The sequence below is a fragment of the Acinetobacter sp. 1294243 genome, from assembly GCF_000588015.1.
GTDB lineage: Bacteria > Pseudomonadota > Gammaproteobacteria > Pseudomonadales > Moraxellaceae > Acinetobacter > Acinetobacter pittii.
In genome coordinates, this window is record NZ_JFXG01000008.1 from 43460 (window position 1) to 65486 (window position 22027).

At 40.2% G+C, this 22027-nt stretch carries 20 protein-coding genes; 7 read left to right on the forward strand and 13 right to left on the reverse strand.

Annotated features, from left to right (window positions below; genetic code table 11):
* Window positions 1–41: 41 nt before the first annotated feature.
* Window positions 42–857, reverse strand: a complete 816-nt coding sequence (locus J655_RS15280) for an NAD-dependent epimerase/dehydratase family protein (RefSeq protein WP_032006481.1) — start codon at window positions 855–857, stop codon at window positions 42–44.
* Window positions 858–877: 20 nt separating this feature from the next.
* Between J655_RS15280 and recG the strand changes: the two genes are divergently transcribed.
* Window positions 878–2923, forward strand: a complete 2046-nt coding sequence (recG, locus tag J655_RS15285) for an ATP-dependent DNA helicase RecG (RefSeq protein ID WP_032052627.1) — start codon at window positions 878–880, stop codon at window positions 2921–2923.
* Window positions 2916–3545, forward strand: coding sequence for a ComF family protein (locus J655_RS15290; RefSeq protein ID WP_032006478.1), 630 nt, complete (start codon window positions 2916–2918; stop codon window positions 3543–3545). Before recG ends, J655_RS15290 begins: the two co-directional genes overlap by 8 nt.
* A 1-nt stretch (window position 3546) precedes the next feature.
* Here the strand turns inward: J655_RS15290 and J655_RS15295 are convergent, their stop codons facing one another.
* Together J655_RS15295 and J655_RS15300 are read right to left on the reverse strand one after the other, a co-directional pair.
* Complete coding sequence (locus J655_RS15295; protein WP_032006477.1) at window positions 3547–3948, reverse strand: NUDIX hydrolase; 402 nt, start codon at window positions 3946–3948, stop codon at window positions 3547–3549.
* 14 nt (window positions 3949–3962) lie between these two features.
* Window positions 3963–4544: a TIGR00730 family Rossman fold protein gene (locus tag J655_RS15300; protein ID WP_005804599.1), complete on the reverse strand. Its 582-nt coding sequence runs from the start codon at window positions 4542–4544 to the stop codon at window positions 3963–3965.
* Window positions 4545–4702: 158 nt separating this feature from the next.
* On the opposite strand from J655_RS15300, the gene J655_RS15305 reads away from it, so the two are divergent.
* Window positions 4703–5716: a magnesium and cobalt transport protein CorA gene (locus J655_RS15305; RefSeq protein ID WP_002116978.1), complete on the forward strand. Its 1014-nt coding sequence runs from the start codon at window positions 4703–4705 to the stop codon at window positions 5714–5716.
* Window positions 5717–5788: 72 nt separating this feature from the next.
* On the opposite strand, the gene J655_RS15310 is transcribed toward J655_RS15305, so the two are convergent.
* From J655_RS15310 to dxs, 9 genes are all read right to left on the reverse strand, one after another.
* Window positions 5789–6076: an STAS domain-containing protein gene (locus tag J655_RS15310; protein WP_005078357.1), complete on the reverse strand. Its 288-nt coding sequence runs from the start codon at window positions 6074–6076 to the stop codon at window positions 5789–5791.
* A gap of 11 nt (window positions 6077–6087) precedes the next feature.
* Window positions 6088–6729, reverse strand: a complete 642-nt coding sequence (locus J655_RS15315) for an MlaC/ttg2D family ABC transporter substrate-binding protein (protein WP_002116826.1) — start codon at window positions 6727–6729, stop codon at window positions 6088–6090.
* A 26-nt stretch (window positions 6730–6755) separates the two neighbouring features.
* Window positions 6756–7436, reverse strand: coding sequence for an outer membrane lipid asymmetry maintenance protein MlaD (locus J655_RS15320; protein ID WP_005067241.1), 681 nt, complete (start codon window positions 7434–7436; stop codon window positions 6756–6758).
* The gene (gene mlaE / locus J655_RS15325) at window positions 7436–8212 is read right to left on the reverse strand and encodes a lipid asymmetry maintenance ABC transporter permease subunit MlaE (protein ID WP_002117010.1); all 777 of its coding nucleotides are present in this window, start codon (window positions 8210–8212) and stop codon (window positions 7436–7438) included. Before mlaE ends, J655_RS15320 begins: the two co-directional genes overlap by 1 nt.
* A complete protein-coding gene (locus tag J655_RS15330) occupies window positions 8209–9027 on the reverse strand; it encodes an ABC transporter ATP-binding protein (RefSeq protein ID WP_002116999.1) in 819 nt (272 codons plus the stop codon). Before J655_RS15330 ends, mlaE begins: the two co-directional genes overlap by 4 nt.
* Window positions 9028–9117: 90 nt before the next feature.
* Window positions 9118–9327 carry a hypothetical protein gene (locus J655_RS15335; protein WP_080973546.1) on the reverse strand — a complete coding sequence of 70 codons (210 nt, stop codon included), beginning with the start codon at window positions 9325–9327 and terminating at the stop codon, window positions 9118–9120.
* A gap of 106 nt (window positions 9328–9433) precedes the next feature.
* Window positions 9434–11296, reverse strand: a complete 1863-nt coding sequence (locus tag J655_RS15340) for a DEAD/DEAH box helicase (RefSeq protein ID WP_002116866.1) — start codon at window positions 11294–11296, stop codon at window positions 9434–9436.
* 405 nt (window positions 11297–11701) lie between these two features.
* A complete protein-coding gene (locus J655_RS15345) occupies window positions 11702–12532 on the reverse strand; it encodes an inositol monophosphatase family protein (protein WP_002117045.1) in 831 nt (276 codons plus the stop codon).
* A gap of 121 nt (window positions 12533–12653) precedes the next feature.
* The gene (gene dxs, locus J655_RS15350) at window positions 12654–14558 is read right to left on the reverse strand and encodes a 1-deoxy-D-xylulose-5-phosphate synthase (RefSeq protein WP_032006476.1); all 1905 of its coding nucleotides are present in this window, start codon (window positions 14556–14558) and stop codon (window positions 12654–12656) included.
* Window positions 14559–14861: 303 nt separating this feature from the next.
* On the opposite strand from dxs, the gene ribA reads away from it, so the two are divergent.
* From ribA to aroE, 3 genes are all read left to right on the forward strand, one after another.
* Window positions 14862–15464: a GTP cyclohydrolase II gene (gene ribA / locus J655_RS15355; protein ID WP_032006475.1), complete on the forward strand. Its 603-nt coding sequence runs from the start codon at window positions 14862–14864 to the stop codon at window positions 15462–15464.
* A 128-nt stretch (window positions 15465–15592) separates the two neighbouring features.
* Window positions 15593–16543 (forward strand): oxygen-dependent coproporphyrinogen oxidase, encoded by a 951-nt coding sequence (hemF, locus tag J655_RS15360; RefSeq protein WP_017481679.1) that lies wholly within the window; start codon window positions 15593–15595, stop codon window positions 16541–16543.
* A gap of 179 nt (window positions 16544–16722) precedes the next feature.
* Entirely contained in the window at window positions 16723–17511 is a 789-nt protein-coding gene (gene aroE, locus J655_RS15365; RefSeq protein ID WP_017481680.1) for a shikimate dehydrogenase, read from the forward strand.
* A gap of 47 nt (window positions 17512–17558) precedes the next feature.
* Here the strand turns inward: aroE and J655_RS15370 are convergent, their stop codons facing one another.
* Entirely contained in the window at window positions 17559–19901 is a 2343-nt protein-coding gene (locus tag J655_RS15370) for a hypothetical protein (protein ID WP_032006474.1), read from the reverse strand.
* A 257-nt stretch (window positions 19902–20158) separates the two neighbouring features.
* On the opposite strand from J655_RS15370, the gene J655_RS15375 reads away from it, so the two are divergent.
* Window positions 20159–21982, forward strand: coding sequence for an acyl-CoA dehydrogenase C-terminal domain-containing protein (locus J655_RS15375; protein ID WP_002116803.1), 1824 nt, complete (start codon window positions 20159–20161; stop codon window positions 21980–21982).
* Window positions 21983–22027: the final 45 nt, after the last annotated feature.

The following is a 22027-nucleotide window of genomic DNA, read 5'->3' on the forward strand; positions in this document are numbered from 1 at the left end:
CATCAGGTATTTATGTTCTTATTTAAAGTTTAATCAAAATTTCATTTAGTGCTATGAACATTTAAACATAATAAATAGTCATTAAAGCAAATCGGATGCTCTAATTGAAAACCCGTTGCTGGCAAATGTTTTGCATAAATTCTTTTACCTGAAATTTGGTTTGATTCTAAAGTTAATTCTGGCAATCCCAATTGTTTTTGAAACCACACAATAATTTCATGCAAAGGCAATGGTTGATTATTAGTCACAATATAGCTTGCTTGATGACTTTCGTAATCAGCCATAAAAGCTAAAAATCTTGCTAAATCATCAATATGTATTCGATTGCTATAATGTATATTTGGATAACTTTGATGATTTTCAGCCATTTTTTTTAAACGGGCAATGGAAGTTCCATAAATACCTGTAGGGCGAACAATTACAGATTGAGTTGGATAATATTTTTGCCAGAGTAACTCCATATTAAGCAATATATGGCCTTGAGCATCATTTGGATGAATTTCACTAAAATCATCAATAATCTCTCCTGCATTTTCACCATATACCCGCGTAGAGGAGACAACGATTATTTTTTTCACTGGATGTATTTTTAATGCTTCTCGAATCGGTTCAACACTATCAACATAAGTTTGCTGATAGCCCTCAACCGTACTCTCATTTGGAGAAAGTAAAATATATACGACATCTACAGGTTCAATTTTACTTAAATCGAGCGTAAAAATATCCTGAACAAGATGCGTTGCGTAACTATCCGTTTTTACACTACGGCTGATTGTGGTAATTTGATGTTCTTTCTCAAATAGTTGTTTAGCAACACGCTGAGATGTTTTACCATAACCGATAAATAATATATGCATAGAAAACTCGTTGAGGGGACATGACTTCAGTCCATCAGTTACAAGGCGTTGGATCGGCTTCAGCAGCCCTGCTCGAAAAACTAAATATTTTTACCACAGATGATTTACTGTTTCATCTGCCACGTGATTATGAAGACCGCAGTACGATTATTCCAATGAATCAACTTGTGGTTGGGCGGAGCTATTTACTCGAAGGAGAAGTCAAATCAATTGATTTCCCCCCGGGAAAAAGAAAATCTATGGCAGCCTTGGTGCAAGATGAATTCGGTAAAGTCACCTTACGCTTTTATCATATTTATAAGAACCTGACTGATAAAATAAAACCCGGTCATCGCTTACGCATTTTTGGTGAAGTCCGTGTAGGTGCTCGCGGCCTTGAGATGTATCATCCTGAAATTCAGCTCATTCATGAACATACACCTCTACCAAAAACTCAGCTTACAGCAATTTATCCAAGTACGGATGGGTTAACTCAACCTAAATTACGCGAATACGTTAAACAAGCTTTAAAGCATCATAGTGACGCCTTACCAGAGCTACTCCCAAAACAATATACCAATGGCTATGCGCTTAAAGAGGCTTTATATTATATTCATGAGCCTCCCGTTGATGCCAATATGCTCCAATTGGCTCAAGGCTCGCATCCTGCTCAGCAACGGCTTATTTTTGAAGAGTTGGTTGCGCACCAAATTAGTTTACTTAACCGCCGTGCTTATATTCGACAAATTGCGTCACCTGCTTTTTCAAGCAGTAAAGTATTAGCTAAAAAACTATTAGAAGCTTTACCATTTCAAATGACCAATGCACAAAAACGTGTATCTAAAGAAATTTTAAATGACTTAAAACAACACCAACCTATGCTACGTCTAGTACAAGGCGACGTAGGGGCTGGAAAGACCCTAGTTGCAGCTGTAGCCGCTTGCCATGCTTTAGAAGCAGATTGGCAGGTTGCATTAATGGCTCCAACTGAAATTCTTGCAGAACAGCATTATTTAAACTTTAAACGTTGGTTTGAACCATTAGGTGTAACCGTGGCATGGTTATCTGGCAAACAAAAAGGTAAAGCCCGTGCCCAAGCAGAACAACAGATTAAAGAAGGCCACGCGGAACTTATTGTCGGTACCCATGCCTTATTTCAAGATAATGTTGGCTTCGCTAAATTAGGGCTAGTAATTATTGATGAACAACATCGTTTTGGTGTAGATCAACGCTTAGCTTTACGCAATAAAGGTGCTGAGCAGTTCACCCCACATCAACTCGTGATGACGGCAACCCCCATTCCAAGAACTCTAGCAATGAGTGCTTATGGCGACTTGGACACATCCATAATTGATGAATTACCACCAGGCCGTACCCCAATTCAAACAGTTACGATTCCTCTTGATCGTCGCGAAGAAGTACTTCAACGAATTGCTTCGAATTGTAGAGATGGGAAACAGGCCTATTGGGTATGTACACTGGTTGAACAATCTGAAACTTTAGATGCTCAAGCCGCCGAAGCAACTTACCAAGAGATGAAAGAACGTTTTCCTGAGCTCAACATTGGCTTGGTGCATGGCAAAATGAAAGCTGATGAAAAGCAAGCCGTCATGCAAGCATTTAAAAATAATGAATTACAACTTCTTATCGCAACGACAGTGATTGAAGTTGGAGTAGACGTTCCTAACTCTTCCATTATGGTGATTGAAAATGCCGAGCGTTTAGGGCTTTCTCAGCTACACCAATTACGAGGTCGCGTAGGTCGAGGTGCTCAAGCTAGTTTTTGCGTACTTTTATATAAAACACCTCTCTCTCAAAATGGACAAGAGAGACTTTCTATTTTAAGAGAAAGTAATGATGGCTTCGTGATTGCAGAAAAAGATCTGGAATTACGTGGACCGGGTGAATTATTAGGGACTAAACAAACTGGGGATATGGGATTTAGAGTGGCTCCCTTTGAGCGAGATGATCACCTACTGAGTCAAACCCACTATGTGGCACAGCAAGTTTTAAAAGATTATCCAGAACAGGCAGATGCTCTATTAAAGCGTTGGCTTCCTGAGGCGCCTCGCTACGCGTATGTTTAGTTTTTTAAACTTCCAACCTCTTATTCAGTTATTTTCACCTTGCTCACTGTGCGAGTTAGGTGCGCGAGAAAAATATTCACTTTGTAAAGACTGTTGGGAACAGCTGCCTTGGCTTAAACAAACGATTCAACGTAATAATCACTCTGTTCTTGTGGCCTGTAATTATGCTTATCCAGTTAACCGGATTATTCAGCAGTTTAAATATGAACAAAAGTTACATTATCAAATCTTATTAGGTGAAATTTTAAAACAATTAAAATTTCCCAAGGTACAAGCTATTGTACCCATGCCTATTTCCAATCAGCGTTTAATCGAGCGTGGTTTCAATCAATCATTACTACTCGCCAATATATTAAGCAAACACTTAAAAATACCTGTTTGGCAACCAATTCAACGCTTAAATGAACACTCTCAAAAAGGACTTTCTCGGCTAGAACGCTTTGAAAATATCGAACAACAATTTTTACCTCATCATCAAGAGAAACGACGTTATCGCCGCGTTCTCATTATTGATGACGTGATAACCACGGGAAGCTCTGTTCATGCGCTCAGTCAGGCACTTAAACAATTAGGCTGCACATCCATTCATACCGTGTGCCTAGCAGCGACGCCGAAGAGTTAGGCTATTGCACCGTAGATAAATACTCTTCACACCAAGGAATGACAATTTCTCGGGTCAATGGTGCAAGTTGAGTTTCCGAATCATTTAACTCTATCCACTTCATTTCTGCAATTTCGGCTGCAATTTTAGGTGCTTGGTCGAGCTGAACAAGGTATAAATGACTCACCAAAATATGATCTGGCTCATTGGCAGCTGCTGTTTCGAAATGACCAATAAATTGCTCAATCACACAAGAGCTTCCGACTTCTTCTAAAATTTCTCGCTGCATGGTGATCTCTGGTGCCTCATTAGGTTCCAGCTTGCCACCCACTTGCATAAAAGCGTGTGTATTACGCTTTCTTACAAGCAACAACTGATTTTGCTCATTTAAGATCACTGCGGCAGCGACCGTAATTGTTTTCACCTATTTAACCTCGTTTATGGTTGGACATCTGCATTTGTCCATTTTGGAGCAGGAGCCTGATATTGCTCAAATTGTTGAAGAATATCTTCAATTTTGTCTGATGCGATCAATTTATCAACGAACCGTGCTTGGCTGAATCCATTATCCACCGTTCCTTGAATCATTTTAAGTAAATCTTCATAAAAGCCCGCTACATTTAAGAAAGCACAAGGCTTTTGATGAATCCCTAATTGCGCCCACGTCCATTGTTCAAAGATTTCTTCCAATGTACCAGCGCCACCCGGCAAAGCAATAAAGCCATCTGAAAGATCCGCCATCTTGGTTTTACGCTCATGCATATTTTCAACCACATATAATCTGGTTAGACCCGGATGAGCTAACTCACGATCAACTAAAGCACGAGGGATCACGCCAATGACTTGTCCACCTGCTTGTAAGGCGCTATCGGCCACCACACCCATTAGGCCTGAGCGACCACCACCATAAACCAAGGTCTTCCCTTGTTTTGCAATAGCCTCGCCTGTAGCTTGGGCAATTTGTTGGAAAATTGGATTTGAACCAAGAGATGAACCACAGAAAATACAAATTGATTTCATAGTGTAAAAAACCGTTTTATTGAACTGTCATGCTGACAAACTAAACTATTGATAGAGTTTTTTTTTGCAAAATAGCGTATTGGCAAGTGTTTTTCGGCAAATCCTTGTCTAAAATACACCCATCCATTTCCATCAGACTGCGTGAGGAAAAAAGACACATGCTTGAAGCCTTTTATGCCACAGAACGCGGAAGTCTGGAAGATGCCACCATCAATGGTGGATTTGATCTACATCCCGAATTAGTCTGGCTTGATCTTATTGCACCCTCGCAAGAAGAGCAACAATGGGTATTAGATGCCTATGACCAAAATTTACCAACACTAAAGTCGCTTGAAGACATTTCATCTTCTGCACGATTTTACCGTGATGATGACGGTATTTTGCACATCAGTACTTATTTTTTAACGAAAAATAAAAATTATCAGGTGGATGGCGACGCTGAAGAGTCATCACATATGCTTGCCATGGTGCAAACCGTAGCTTTCATTTTACATAAAGACCGCCTCTTTACGATGCGTGGAGAAAAACTAGTTGCGTTTCGTGCCTTTCGTGCCCGTGCTCGCCGAAATGACTATGACATGGACTATAAAGATCCTACCTGGATCTTATTAGGCCTTCTTGAAGCAAAACTCGATGAGCTTGCGGATATCTTAGAAGATATCCACAAAGATTTAGAAAAATACTCCACCGAGGTTCTTAATAACCACCAACGTGAAAAAATTCTAGATCTCGATGACATGATTACACGCCTAGCTCAACAAGAAGACATGCTAGGAAAAGCACAGCTTTGTCTCATTGATTTACGACGTGTACTTACTTTCTTATCGCGTCCACGTGCATTAGGCAGTCATATTTATGATGCAGACATTCGAGAGCTCAGTGAAGATGTACGCTCACTGGTAGAACATGATGCGTTCTTATTCCAAAAAGTACGATTCTTACTTGATACGACGTCTGGATTCATTAACACAGAACAGAATGATACGATTCGTCGATTCTCGATCTTACCAAGTATGTTAGCTCCTCCGATGCTTATTGCCAGTATTTACGGTATGAACACAGACGTATTACCTTTTGCACATGGTACGACCAGTTTCTTCGTTGTTTTGCTGATTATTATGGGTTTCTTTATTGGGCCGATCATTTATTTCCGCTGGAAAAAATGGATCTAAGCTTTGTAATAAAATGCTAATTTCGAGCATAAAAAAGCACCTAAATATAGGTGCTTTTTTACATCAACAACATCAGATCATTTGCAGATCATCCTGCAAATGACAGGCTTGAATGATCTTCAGCATTTTTTCAGGGACATTTTTAAAATGCAAACCAGTATTTTTTGGAGTCTCTCGTAACCATTGAACTAAAACAGCCAAGGCCAAGGTACTACCATGCTCAAGCTCAGTTAAATCCACCACAAGTGGGAAGCTTTGTTGCTTCTTTATGATAGCTAAACCTGCTTGATACTGTTGTTCCGCATTTTCAAAATCAATTTTTCCCGAAACAACCAATTGTTGGTTGAGATACTGAACCACACGTCACCTACTTATTTCTTTTTGTTTTGATTAACAGCTGCGTCTGCATCAGGTTGGAACGTAGCAATTGCTTTATTTAAATCACCGCCATTGCGTTTCACTGTTGCAGCAAACTGATTACGGAACTGTAATCCTAGATCAATACCAGAAACATTGATATTACGGATTTTCCATTGAGTACCTTTGTCAGCCAACTGGAAAGAAACAGGAATTTTTTCACCATTGTGATTAAAGTCCAATGTCACTACAGGGTTTTTACCCGCAGTTGCCTTGTAAGGACGCATGGTATAGCTTTGATTTGTATATTTAGCAAATGCGCTACCGTAATTTTCAATTAATGTATTACGGAAGTTTGTTTCAAACTGAGCACGCTGTGCAGCTGTACTATACTGATTCGTCGCATAAGTACCCATCACAATACGAGTGAACGCTTGTGAATCAACATATGGGTCTAAGTTCTGACGTACAATTGATTTTACTAAAGCAGGATTGTTCTGCAACTTAGCATGATCTGCTTTTAAACGAGCGATCAAGCCATCAGCAACGCGCTTAATAAAATCAGGCGGTGCTTCTGAAGGTGCAGCAAAAGCTGTACCTGCAATCATAGTAGACAAAAGACTTGCTGTCAGGGTTTGTTTAAACAACGTATTCACCTGGAACCACTCCTTCAAATAAACTCTTACTCAACAAATGACGGCTGTGCACTGCTGTCGGTACTTGCAGGAGCTTTTTCTTCTGCTGAGGATGAACCAGCGGCAACTTTACCTGCGCCACCACCAGTAATAAATTTACTAATTAAATCTTCTAAATCCATGGTTCCTTGGGTATTTGAAATTGTATCGCCACGTTTAAGATAGTTTAAACCACCACCTGGAACGACTTTCAAATATTTCTCACCCAACAAACCATTGGTTGCAACCATTATATAAGCATCTTCATCAATACTGGTGATGGAGGACATGTTACTGATCAGTTGCTGTTCCATTGCTTTTTGTTGCTCTGGAGAAGCCTGCGTATAATCAGAACTATAACGTAGTTCATCTAAAGCATTTTTTTGAACTTCTTTTAGCTGCTCAGCATTAAAGCTTGTCAATTTTCCATCTAAACCAAAGGTTACCGTAGCCAAACGCGTAACTGGATCAAGGGTAATTGAATCAACACGACCAATTGTGACACCGCTCATCGTTACTTTAGCACGAGGCTTTAAACCATTGACGTTATCAAACTGAGCCTTCATGGTATAACTATCATTTAAATTAGTACCAACAAGGCCACTAACTTTCATGGCTAAAAAGAACAAGGCAATACCGAAGATAATAACAAAGATACCTACGGCCAGCTCACTACTACGTGATTTCATTAAATCCCTCCGAACATGACCGCAGTCAACACGAAATCAAAACCTAAAACACATAATGAAGAATATACAACTGTTCTCGTCATTGCAGTTGCGATTCCTTCTGGAGTTGGATCACATGCATATCCTTGATATACCGCAATCCATGTACATAACAAAGCAAACACAATACTTTTGATAATGCCATTTACGACATCATGCCCAAATTGCACGTTGTTTTGCATTCCGCTCCAGAATGAGCCTTCATCGACGCCAAGAAAATCGACACCTACCATTTTACCGCCCACAATACCAATCGCAGCAAAAATGACAGTTAGCATCGGTAAACTGACCACTCCCGCCCAAAGACGCGGTGATACGATTTGTTTCAATGGGTCAACCCCGATCATTTCCATGCTGGCAAGTTGCTCACTTTGCTTCATTGAACCAATTTCTGCTGTTAATGCAGAACCTGCTCGGCCAGCAAATAATAAAGCAGCAACCACAGGTGCCAATTCACGCAGCAATGTTAAAGACACCATGGTGCCTAGCATTGATTCACTGCCGACGTTCACTAAAATTGAGTATCCTTGTAAACCCAGTACCAAACCAATAAATAGGCCCGACACAGTGATAATTAACAAAGACATCACTCCTACCCGATGCATTTGGTAAATAAATCGTCCAAAACCACCAGATGAAGGAAAAGAAAAAACAATTTGTAAGAGCATTAGTGCCGCAACACCAATCCCTCGAATCCGCTCAATAACGAGTCTACCTAACCAGGCAATCGTATTCATGGACGAACCTCGTTATCTAAATAGGCTTGATGACTAAATTGGTATTCAACTGGTCCTTCTGCCGAACCTGTTAAGAATTGGCGCACAAATGGAGAAGCATATGCCTGTAATTCTTCTGGTGTTCCTTCTCCCTGAATTTTTCCTTCTGCTACAACATAAATGTAGTCAGCAATAGAAAGGGTTTCGGGAACGTCATGCGAAACAATAATTGTGGTTAAATCTAAAGCTTCTCGCAATGAACGGATTAAACGTGTCAAAACACCTTTTACAATAGGGTCTTGCCCTGCAAACGGTTCATCGTACATGATTAAATCGGGGTCAAGCGCGATCGCACGTGCCAAAGCGACACGACGGTTCATACCACCTGAGAGTTCTGTAGGCATTAATTGCTCAGAACCACGTAAGCCTACTGATTCAAGTTTTAATGCAACCAGTTCAGCAATTAGATTTTCAGGAAGTTTGGTATGTGCTCGAATTGGAAATGCTACATTTTCATAGACAGACATATCCGTAAATAAAGCACCGCTCTGAAATAACATTCCCATACGTGCACGGGCTGAAAAAAGTTCCTGACGAGACATTTTTGCAATATCTTTACCGTCGAGCAAAACTTCGCCCTGATCAGGAACTAACTGTCCACCGATCAGACGTAATAATGTTGTTTTACCTGTACCAGAAGGTCCCATAATAGCCGTAATCTGGCCACGACGTATATTTAAACTAATATTGTCATAAATGACGCGTTCCCCTCGATTAAAACTCAAATTTTTCACTTCAATAAGTGGTTGAGTCGAGAGAGGAGTTTTATTATTCATAATGGCAATCGTTCCTGCACTTTTATGCACGCATACTATAACACTGAAAATTGGCAAACTTGTTGTTATTTTGACAAAAGCAAAGCTAACTTAGTTGGTAGAAATAGAAGAGGTATGTTCGTAAAAAGAGGTTAATTCAGAAATTTGAAACTGCTCAATAGAACTTCCAGTTATAAAAGCATAGGCAAAATAAACCCCATTACACAAAACAAGTGCAATAAAAAGATAAGGCAAGCCGTGCTGAACTAATAAGTTCTTCAACTGTGCCATTATTGTTTGTTTTCGTTTACTTCTACTCATTATTTAATAAAAAATTGAACCAATTCACACTTTGTTATTTTATAACAAAACTGAAAAATAAGAAAGGCCAGTATTTCTACTGGCCTTTCTTTAAACAAACTATTGATTAACGGTCGAATTTACGACGCGGTTTGTCATCAAAGCTACGACGCGGACGATCTTCACCACCGAAGCTACGCTTTGGACGATCTTCGCCACCAAACGCTGGACGCTCACCACGTGGTTTATCATCAAAGCTACGACGCGGTTTATCGTTGAAACCACCTTCGCGGCGTGGACGATCTGAGTTGAACTCACGACGTGGACGATCTTCGCCACCAAATGATGGACGTTCACCACGTGGTTTGTCATCAAAGCTACGACGCGGACGATCTTCACCACCGAAAGTACGTTTTGGACGGTCACCAAAACCATTTTCACGACGTGGTTTGTAATCTACACGGTTACCACGGTTGTCATCATTTGAGTCAAAACGCGGTTTATCGTTGAAACCACCTTCACGACGCGGACGATCTGAGTTGAACTCACGGCGTGGACGATCTTCAAAACCACCTTCACGACGTGGGCGATCTGAATTGAACTCGCGACGTGGACGATCTTCACCACCGAATGGACGTTCACCACGTGGTTTGTCATCAAAGCTACGACGTGGACGGTCATCACGACCACCTTCACGGCGTTTGAAGTTGCTTTCGCCTTCAAAACGACGACCACCGCCAAAACCGCCACCACGACGACCATCACGACCCCCGTTGCCGCCACGACCACGACCACCGCCATCACGACCTGAACGAGCAGGAGGTGGAGATGGCTCTAAGCCTTCAATTTCAGAAACACTTAAACGTGCATCTAAATAGTCTTCAAGCGCACGGATTTTACCGCGTTCACGATAAGTCGCTAAAGTAATTGCTTGACCTGTACGACCAGCACGACCTGTACGACCAATACGGTGTACATAGTCTTCATGTTTCATTGGTAAACCGAAGTTAATTACGTGAGAAATTGTCGGTACATCAAGACCACGTGCAGCAACGTCTGTCGCTACCAAGATTTTTGCACGACCTTCACGGATACTACGTAAACGACGGTTACGAACTGTTTGTGGCATTGCACCGTGAAGTGCAACTACAGAGTGACCTGCTTCTGCAAGTTCTTCAGCCAACATATCTGTATCTTCTTGAGTGCTCGCGAATACAACCGCTTGATCAAGAGTTTCATCAGCCAACCAGTGAGTCAGAAGTTTCTTCTTGTGTTCGAAACCATCTGTCCAGTGTAAAGTTTGGGTGATGTCAGTGTTTGTACTGTGACCTGTTTCAATTGCAATACGCTCAGGTTCATTCATCATGCGTTCAGCAAGACGAATAATACGATCAGCGAAAGTTGCAGAGAACATTAATGTTTGACGACGGTTACCAGCTAAATCGCTGATCGCTTCTAAATCTTCAGAGAAGCCGAGGTCTAACATGCGGTCAGCTTCGTCAACGATTAAAGCTTCAACTTTATCTAACTTTAATTGACGACGGTTTACTAAATCTAATAAACGACCTGGAGTCGCAACAATAACTTGCGCGCCTTTAAGCTGTTGGATTTGCTTACCAAAAGGCATACCACCCATGATTGCAGCAATACGAACACCTTTCATGTGACGTACGAAAGCAATCGCATCTTGGCTAACTTGTTGAGCCAATTCACGTGTTGGGCATAAAACTAAAATGTTAGGTTGGGTCACAGCTTTCATACGTTCTTTGAACGGAACAAAAGTTTCTTGACCAGCTAAATTATGTAATGTTGGTAATAAAAATGCCGCAGTTTTACCAGAACCAGTCTGGCTAGATACTAGAAGGTCTTTTCCTTCTAAAGCTGCAGGAATAGATTGTTCTTGCACAGGAGTCGGGGTAGTAAAACCTAAACCTTCAAGCGCTTGTTGTAAGGTTTCATGCAAAGAAAATTCGGCAAAAGTTTTGCTCATAGAGAGTTTCACCCTAGTGGGTGCTCCATTTTTAATAAATACAAAATAGACATCGGCACAAAGCGGCAAAGCAAAGTTAGCTGAAACGTTTTTTCAGCAGCAATCCGAGTAACGACGATGTGGACTAAACGCACGCTTGATTACGGCCGAACCTGAAGAATCGCTGAGCGATCGGGGCGCAAGAAATGGTCCTCTCTATGGACAGCGTGCGCTTACAATGAATAGAACAGAATGTTCAGGTAATGAACGGAAATTTAAGTGCGTGGGCGGATTATAGCAGAAAGAAATTAAAAGTCATGTGTTTTAATCAACTTTCTTCATATTTATTGAACTAACTAAAATTTACCAATTACTTAAAAAATAAAACCCTCTGATAATAGAGGGTTTTATTTATAAATAATTAAATTATTTTGCAGCTTGACCCCAAGCTGGAACTACAGTTTGCATTAAAGGTTTTAGCATTTTGAGTGAACTTGCAAGCACTTGACCGTTTTCAAGAGACTCATTACCACCACGTGCGTCAACCACTACACCGCCTGCTTCTTTAATAATAAGCTCACCGGCAGCGATATCCCATGGTTTTAAACCAAGCTCAAAGAAACCATCAAAACGGCCAGCAGCAACATATGCTAAATCTAGAGCAGCTGAACCACCACGACGAATTTGTGCGCCTGCTTGAGTCACAGCTAATAATGAAGCAAAGTGTTGTTCTGCATAAGACACGATCTCACCAGCACGTTTAGCACGGTAAGGATGGCCTACTGCCAAGAATGTATTTTCTAAAGTATCTTTTACATTTACACGGATACGGCGTTGGTTCATAACTGCACCGCGACCGCGACTTGCAGAGAATAATTCGTCACGTACTGGGTCGTAGATTACGCCGTGTTGAGTAACGCCTTTATGCTGAACTGCAATAGAAATACAGAAATGAGGGAAACCATTAATAAAGTTTTGCGTGCCATCAAGCGGGTCGATTACCCAGCACCAGTCTGCATCGTGGCCTTTGCCTTCTTGCAAACCGAACTCTTCACCTAAGAAACTATGGTTTTTATAACTTTTACGTAATGTATCAATCGTCAATTGTTCCAAATAACGATCTACACGTGTTACCGGGCCATCAATGCCTTTCTCTTCAACTTGCAAATCGAGTTTATGACGATTTTGATGCGCTTTTAAAAGCTCTTGACCAACTGTTTGAGCCGCACGCGCAGCCATAACCACCATAGGTTCCATTGAACACCCACTACAATACAAATTTGAAGATTTTGACAAAGAATAATGCATAAAAGCGCATACATTTTAGCAAATGAATGCGCTTTAGGGGAAAAAATGTTTCAAAAATTTTATTAAAGGCTTAAACCACCTGATTTAGCTTAAGCCAAGCTCGTTCAATTGAGTTCAAAATACCTTTAGCATCTAAGCCACAATCTTGTAGCATTTGTCCATGTGACGCTTGCTGCAAGAACAAATCTGGCAGACCTAAATTAATGATAGGTTTAACAATTTGTTCTTGTGCCATAAACTCATTTACTGCACTGCCTGCACCACCCATAATCGCGTGTTCTTCAACAGTTACAAATAATTGTGTATGTTCAGCTAAATCACGAATAATTTTTTCATCAAGTGGTTTCACAAAACGCATATTTACAACACGCACACCAACATCATGTTTTTGTGAAAATTGCTCAGCAGCTTCTATGGCAACCATAACGCGACTACCAAACGCTAAAATCGTAATCTGCTCATCACAAACAGGTTTAATTTCAGCAACGACTTCTGCCTTACCTAATTCAATAGCAGTTAGCTCTTGCTGAATTTCAACGCCTACCCCAGCACCACGAGGATAACGTACTGCTGCTGGTCCATTATAAGCATAGGCTGTATGTAGCATTTGACGGCATTCATTTTCATCTTTTGGCGCCATGATGACTATGTTTGGTACTGTACGCATATATGCATAGTCATATGCACCTGCGTGAGTTGGTCCATCTTCACCCACCAAACCAGCACGATCAATCCCGAAAGTTACATCAAGATTTTGTAATGCAACATCATGAATAAGCTGGTCGTAACCACGCTGTAAGAATGTTGAATAGATCGCAACAACAGGTTTTACCCCTTCACAAGCCATGCCTGCTGCAAGTGTTACTGCATGCTGTTCGGCAATTGCAACATCGAAGAAACGTTTTGGAAATTCTTTAGCAAACTTAACCATGCCCGAGCCTTCACACATGGCTGGAGTAATCGCTAATAAACGTTCATCTTGTGCAGCTTCGTCACACAACCATTGACCAAATACATCAGAATATTTTGGTGGTGTTTTACCTGCTGAAGTCGCATTAATTTTGCCAATTGCATGATAGGTAATTGGGTCAGCTTCTGCCGGAGTAAAACCTTTACCTTTTTTAGTATAGACGTGGACTAAGCGTGGACCTTTACGTTTTTTTAATGCGTTAAATACTTGAACGAGTTGATTTACATCATGTCCATCGAAAGGACCGAAGTAGTCAAAACCAATCGCTTTAAATAAATTATCGGCCGCATCTGTTGCCGATTGATGTAAACGAGAGTTGTACGTCCATTTCGGATGTGGCTGTACATAAGCCTCGCCATGTTCATCGACGTTAACTAAATGGCCTTTTTCCCAAATTGCAGCTAAATGCTTAGCAAAACCACCTGTACTGCAAGAAATCGACATATCATTGTCATTAAGTACAACAATTAAATCGGCATCGTGTGCCACAGCATCGTTCATGGCTTCAAATGCCATACCTGCTGTCATTGCGCCATCACCCACAATACAAACGACTTCACATGGGTCATTTTGATAGCGACGTGCTAAAGACATTCCTAAACCTGCTGAAATTGCAGTTGATGAATGCCCTACGCCAAAAGTATCAAAAACTGATTCTTCTCTAGCTGGAAATGCTGCTAAACCGTTCTTAGCACGGATTGTTGTCATTTGCTCACGGCGACCAGTCAAGACTTTGTGTGGATACGCCTGATGTCCTACATCCCAAACTAATCGGTCATTTGGAGTATTAAAGCAATAATGCAGCGCAACCGTCAGCTCAACCACGCCGAGGTTAGCACCGAAATGGCCACCACTCTGGCCTGCTGCATATAAAATATATTGACGCAACTCATCAGCCACTTGAACCAATTGGCTATGCTCGAGCTGACGTAATTGTTGAGGATGATCAATTGCATCTAACAATGGCGTAACAGGGCGTTGAGTTGGAATTTCGGTATACAACATATGTGGCAAAGCCTTTATAAGCCTGGCAAATCCTAAGCTGGGTCAAAATGGGTCGATCATACAATCGAATGAAGTCACCTTCAATCAGCCACATTTGCGAACGAGGTCATGCAAAGCAGTCTCTCATACAGTATGGGTATGGTTGGCAGATTATCCTGAATAATCTGACTATTTATCAACTATTATCGTCTTCTTTATACAAAAAAGAAAACCTTAGTGCTCAAAATGATTATGACAATTCGACCAATCTCCCAGCATTACGCTATACTTTAAACCGTTTTCGGTTAAAAGATGAGTTAATCTGTGCCTATAGAGTTCATTGCAACATCAAAACTCCCGACCGCTTTTGGTGAATTCAATATTTCTGTGTTTCAAGATCCAGTATCAGGTGAAGAACATGTGGCACTTTCTAAAGGGTTAGAAAATCCACCCACAGGCCCTGTTTTAGTACGTGTTCATTCAGAATGCTTAACAGGTGATGCTTTTGCGTCATTAAAATGTGACTGCGGCCCTCAATTACAGGCAACTCAAAAGCTCATTAACGAAGCAGGTCAAGGCGTTATTTTATATTTACGCCAAGAAGGCCGTGGTATTGGGCTTACAAATAAAATTCGTGCGTATGCCTTACAAGATCAAGGTCATGACACGGTAGATGCAAATTTACTTTTAAATTTGCCAGCTGATGCACGCCGTTATGACATGTGTAGCATTATGCTTGACCGTTTAAAAGTAAAAGAAGTTAAGTTAATTACTAACAATCCTTTGAAAATTCAGGCACTCAAGGATCAAGGTATAAATGTGGTTGGTCGTGTTCCGTTAACGGTTGGACGTAATCCTTTTAATGAACAATATTTAAAAACTAAACGTGAACGCATGGATCACCTTTATCAAAAAGATGACTTCTAAAATAAAATTATAAATTTAAAAATAATTGGAAGGGATTTTTAAGACATTTCTTAAAAATCCCTTACTTTTTTTATGGTTTTGTGTTTTGATGTATCTATCTCCTATCTCAATCATCTTTGAGGGTCACTATGCAGCATCCGACTTCAACAGATATTCAACGTGTCCGCGAATTTCTCCTCGATTTACAAGCCCGTATTTGTGCTGGTTTAGAACAACAAGAAAAAGCTGGCGGTGGTACGAGTGAATTTATTATTGATGATTGGGAACGTCCAGAAGGTGGTGGCGGTCGTTCACGAGTTTTACAAAATGGCACCGTGATTGAAAAAGGTGGTGTGATGTTTTCTCACATCAACATTAGTAAACTGCCCGCTTCTGCTACAGAAAGACATCCTCAAATTGCTGGTGCTAAAGCACAAGCGCTTGGTGTGTCATTAGTGATTCACCCTAAAAACCCAAATATTCCAACTTCTCATGCCAATGTACGTTTATTCGTTGCAGAACGTGAAGGACAAGACCCAATTTGGTGGTTTGGTGGTGGTTTTGACTTAACACCGTTCTATCCAGATGAACAAGATGTTATCGATTGGCATCAAGCCGCACATGACCTATGCCAGCCTTTTGGTGACAATGTCTATGCTGAACATAAAAAATGGTGTGATGACTATTTCTATCTAAAGCATCGAGATGAACAGCGTGGTGTCGGTGGTTTATTCTTTGATGATTTAAATTGCTGGGATTTCGAAACCTGCTTTAAATATATTCAAGCTGTAGGTAATGGTTATTTAAATGCCATTCTCCCAATTTTTGAAAAACATCGTGAACAGCCTTATACCGAAGCTCAACGAGAGTTCCAGCTTTACCGTCGTGGTCGCTATGTCGAATATAATTTAGTCTATGACCGCGGAACATTGTTTGGCTTACAAACAGGTGGACGTATTGAGTCGATTTTAGTTAGCTTACCTAATCTAGCTGCATGGTCATATCGTCCAGAATGGGATGAAGACTCACCAGAGAAACGTTTAACCGACTATTACTTAAAACCACGTGATTGGTTAAACCTAAAAGAAAAAGTTGCTTAATTTTTTGCTTTTTGGAGATTCTTTGGCTTCCACCCTAAAGAATCTCCTTTTTTATTTTCACATTTCTGAATCTCATTCAAATATTTTTTCTTATTAAAATTTGGCTTATAGTGAGGCCTGCTGAAAATTCAGTACAGACTTTATCTGCCTCATGCCATTTTAAAATTTTGGATATAAGAATGACCAAACAGTTTGCAGTAATTGGCAACCCCATCGAACAATCACGCTCTCCTGAATTGCATCATGCTTTCGCTCAAAAAACAGGTGTTGACCTAGACTACCAAAAACGTCTTGCCCCTCTTGATGGTTTTGAGCCAAGTATGCGTAGTTTCTTTGAAAATGGCGGGAGTGGCATGAACGTTACCGTGCCGTTTAAAGAACAGGCATTTGCTTTGTGTGATGTGCTGACTGAACGCGCTCAAATTGCTAAAGCTGTAAATACACTTTGGATGGAAGATGGTAAATTGTATGGTGACAATACAGATGGCCAAGGCTTAGTTGCCGCAATTCAAGCTTTAGATTGGAACTTAGAAAATACAACTGTTTTAATTTTAGGCGCTGGTGGTGCAACTCGTGGTGTTATTTACCCGCTTGTGCAGGCTGGCGCTAAAAAGATTGTGATTGCAAACCGGACTCTTGCTCGTGCTGAACAACTTGTAAATGACCTAAAAGCAGCAGTTCCGCAAGCTCAATTGCAAGCAGTTTCTCTAAATGAGCTAGAAGGGAAATTTGATATTGTAATTAATGCAACTTCTGCAAGCCTGTCTGGTGATGCATTACAACTACCAGAAAGTCTAGAGTTCAAATATGCCTATGAGATGGCCTATGGCAAGCCATCTAGCTTTCTTGATCAAGCTAAACAACGCAATGTGCCTTATGCAGAAGGTTTTGGCATGCTAGTTGGCCAAGCCATTGAAGCCTTCTATATCTGGAATGGCGTAAAGCCAGAATTAAAAGATTTTCTATAAGTCAAAAAAAGAACCTACACGAAGTAGGTTCTTTTTTATTTCATCTATTATTTTTTAGCTGTAACCATCTGCTTATAAACATCTCGGAAAATCTCATAATCAATAAATTCATTATGTTCAGGTTTTAACTTCTGAATTGTTTTTTCCGTAAGTTGCTGTTTGCGAGCAGCGACATAAACCTTACCTAAAATATCAGCTGTTTCTGACAACAAGTGTTTTTCTTCATCAGAACTACCATTTTGTTTTTCAAACTCTAATTGATACTGTTTTGAGAAAAGCTGTTCAGGTTGCTTATATTGTTTCTGTAGTTTTTGCCATGCTTCACGCCCAGCTTCACCTTGTATTGTTGTGATCACAATATGGTCCACAGCTCGACCCAAGTCATTATCAAACTGATCTTCTTGTTCAAGATGATGCTTTTTCTGCAATGCCTCAATACGTTCTAAAGCTTTGTCTTGAGGGTTATAAGTTTCCTCTTCAGAGAACCAATAAGCATAGACCTCGGCAATTTCTTGCAACTGTTGAACTGAATAATAATTAATATATGACGGTTTTTCGGCAGTCAATTTTGCAATAAACACAGCCTTATATGTTTTGTCATAAGCATGTGTTGCATCATAAGTTTGGTTAGCCAACAGCGCCAGACTCGAATCTAAATCTTGTACATCGCTATGTGCACCAACTGGATGCTCAGAAACATCACTCTGCCCAAGTTTTTCACTAAATCCTTTTACGAAGTTTTCAAATAACGAACCCTTACTTGCCTCTGCAACTGATTTAGCTTGTTTAAGCTGCTGCTGATTAATTGGGGTCGCTTTACCATAATTGAGAATTTGCATGTCTGCTTTAATATTAAAGCGATGGTTAAATTCAGCTGGTGTATACGCAATATCATAATCCGCGTTGACTAAACGGCCCTTTTCATCCAGTCCGACATCAATCGCAACCGGATTTCTTTGTTTTGGTAAAGCTTGTTCAATTTCTGCTTTATGCTTGATCCATAGAGCTTTGAATGCCTCATCATCAACAAACTGGTTTTGATCATAAGCAGCAAAAGTTTGTTTCAATGCAGCTTGACGAGCTTTAATCTGAGTTTTTTCGGTATTTACAGCACTCCGATCAAGCACATCAATACCGTAAATTTGACAGTAATTAATATCACCTAAGGCAACGGAACTTTTTTGAGACTGTAATTCAACACACTGATCTTCTGTAAGTGAAGCTACTTCTTCATCTTGTGTGACTTCTTCAGCATCTGCTACAGCAACATCTTCGGCTTGAGCCGTATCAGAAGCTTCCTCTTCGGCTGCCCCATCTTGAGCTGCACTTGATTGGTCTTCATCACCATATTCAGAATCTAAAGCATTACCGAAATGAGCATTAATAAGTGAATAAAGTTGCTGGCTAACTGCTGCTGCATCTTCTGAAGAAACTTTTTGCCCATCAGTATTACCTTCTTTACTCTTCGCTTCTGAAGCAGCTAATTCAGTTGCTATAGATTCGGCAATCTTTTCTTCATCAAAACCGAAAACATTTTTTTGCAAATATTTTGCATTGACCTGGCTATAGAGCTCCGATTGTAGTAATAACGCTTCAACCGTATCTTTTAAACGAATTTTCTCTACAATCCCAGCTTTACGCTCAGCATCACTAACTGATAAACGCTGTAAATTTTGCGGTTCAGCCAAACGATAAGATACAGCGCCAGAAGCTTTCGCATATTCAACGAATTTCTTCATATCGACATTCGTAAATAGATTTTTATACTTTGAAAAATCGACATACGCTAAATTATTTTGATTATCTTTATTGACCAGATAAGGCATTAATCCAAAATAATTAACGTAAAATTTATAATCTTTCAGATCAAGTACCATTGGCAATTTTGCCTGTACCAAAAGTGTCGGTTTTTCATACCTTGCTGTAAGGTTTAAAGACCCCATTTTTTGACGATAATGAACCGAACCATCGTAACTAAATTGAAGATCATTTAATAAATTAATTAATACGGCGTTTACTTTTTCTGAGCGTGATTCACCAGAAATGCCTGAATCCGCTTGCTCATTTGCAATTGCGGCATACAGCGCCTGCTTCTGTTTTTTATTCAAATTAATTTTTTGTTCACGTAAATATTGATCTACTTTTTTTTGCACTGCAGCATCTAGCTGCACTGTTTTTTCTACATTATTTATTTTTTTTGACTGATTTGGATCAACACTAACTTTAAAATGCCCACGATAGTCATAGCTTGGGTATTCATAGATTGCATTCATACCCTGAATGACTTTTTGATCTAACTGAGTAGATGCTACCGATGGACGTAGGTTATGCTGCGCACAAGCGGTCAAACCCAAACTAAATAAACATAAACTGAGATATTTTAGATGCATAACCTTTTTTAAAACCTTATCGCTTTATCTTTTTAACAAAACTTGCTAAAAATAAGAAAATTAGTTGTTTTTTCACATAAAAGTATAAGTCCTGAATGTAGCAGAAATTATAATTTCAGGTGTATTTATTTTCGACAAAATTCGCTTTTCTGACATTTCTTTCGGGTGCGATTAACATTGTATTTTTATCATGCGAGTGAATAATCAAATCATCGATACAGATAATCCCACAATGATTCAAAATTAGGATTAAAGCCATGCCAGCATATAAAGCTCCGCTACACGATATCCGCTTCTTAATGAATGAAGTATTAGATTACCCTGCTCACTATAAAACTTTATCAAATGGTGAAAATGCTGATCCAGATACTGTTGATATGATTCTTGAAGGTGCGGCAGATTATTGTGAAAACGTATTATCGCCACTTAACCAATCTGGTGATGAAGAAGGTTGCCATTTTGACAACGGCGAAGTAACTACTCCTAAAGGCTTTAAAGAAGCTTATGACCAATTCGTAATGGGCGGTTGGCAAGGTCTTTCTTACCCAGAAGAATTTGGTGGTCAAGGCCTTCCAATGTCTTTAAACCTGATTAAATCAGAGATGATGGGTACTGCAAACTGGTCATTTACCATGTACCCAGGTTTAAGTTCTGGTTGTATGAACACTATTTTGCAATTCGGTACTGATGAGCAAAAACAAACATACATGCCTAAGCTTGTTGAAGGCACTTGGAGCGGCACAATGTGCTTAACCGAACCTCAATGTGGTACAGACTTAGGGCAGGTAAAAACTAAAGCTGAACCTCAAGCAGACGGTAGTTACAAAATCACCGGTACAAAAATCTTCATTTCTGCTGGTGAACATGATTTAACTGAAAACATCATTCACATCGTACTTGCACGCCTTCCGGATGCACCTGCTGGTACGCGCGGTATCTCATTATTCATCGTACCAAAATTCATGCCTACAGCTGATGGCGGTGTTGGTGAGCGTAATACAGTCGCTTGTGGTTCAATCGAACACAAAATGGGGATCCGCGCATCTGCAACTGCGGTACTCAACTTTGATAATGCAACTGGTTATTTAATCGGTGAAGTGAACAAAGGCCTACATGCAATGTTTACCTTCATGAATACAGCACGTATTGGTACTGCTGTTCAAGGTATTGCACACGCTGAGTTATCTTTCCAAGGTGCATTACCATATGCCAAAGATCGTATGTCAATGCGTGCGCTTTCTGGTAAAAAAGATCCGGATAAAGTTGCTGATGCAATCATTCACCATGCAGACGTACGCCGTATGTTGTTAACTCAAAAAGCAATCGCTGAAGGCGGTCGTTCTATGATTTACTACGCTGCTCAAATCGCTGACAAAATGACAGATGCTTTAGCACGTGGTGATCAAGCTGCTTTTGAAGACTACGATGATAAACTTGGTTTCTATACACCAATTTTAAAAGGTTTCTTAACTGAACTTGGTTTAGAAGCTGCTAACCACGGTATGCAAGTTTACGGTGGCCATGGCTACATTAAAGAATGGGGTATGGAGCAAATTGCACGTGATGCACGTATTGCGACTTTGTATGAAGGAACAACTGGTGTTCAAGCACTCGACTTAATTGGTCGTAAAGTGTTGTTAAGTTCAAAAGGTAAAGTAGTTCGTGAATACACTGCTGAAATCTTAAAATTCTGTGCTGCACATGCACGTAATAAATATTTACGTCGTTTTGCTTGGGACTTAACTAAGCTTTGTGCTCAGTGGAACACTTTAACAGTTCGTATCATGCTTGCTGCACGTAAAGACCGCGACATCGTATCTTCTGCTTCTGTAGATTTCTTGATGTTCTCAGGCTACGTGATGATGGCTTATTTCTGGGCTCAACAAGCTGTGGTTGCTTCTGAAAAATTAGAAGCAGGTAACGGCCAAGAAACTGCTGAATTCTATAAAGCAAAAATCAAAGTTGCTGATTTCTACTTTGATCGTTTATTGCCACGCGCTCAAGGTCATGCAGAATCAATGGTGACCACATCTCGCACACTAACATCATTACCAGTTGAACACTTTAGCTTCGACTACTAATGATTTTTAAATCATAAAATAAAAAGAGCGCAATTTAATATTGCG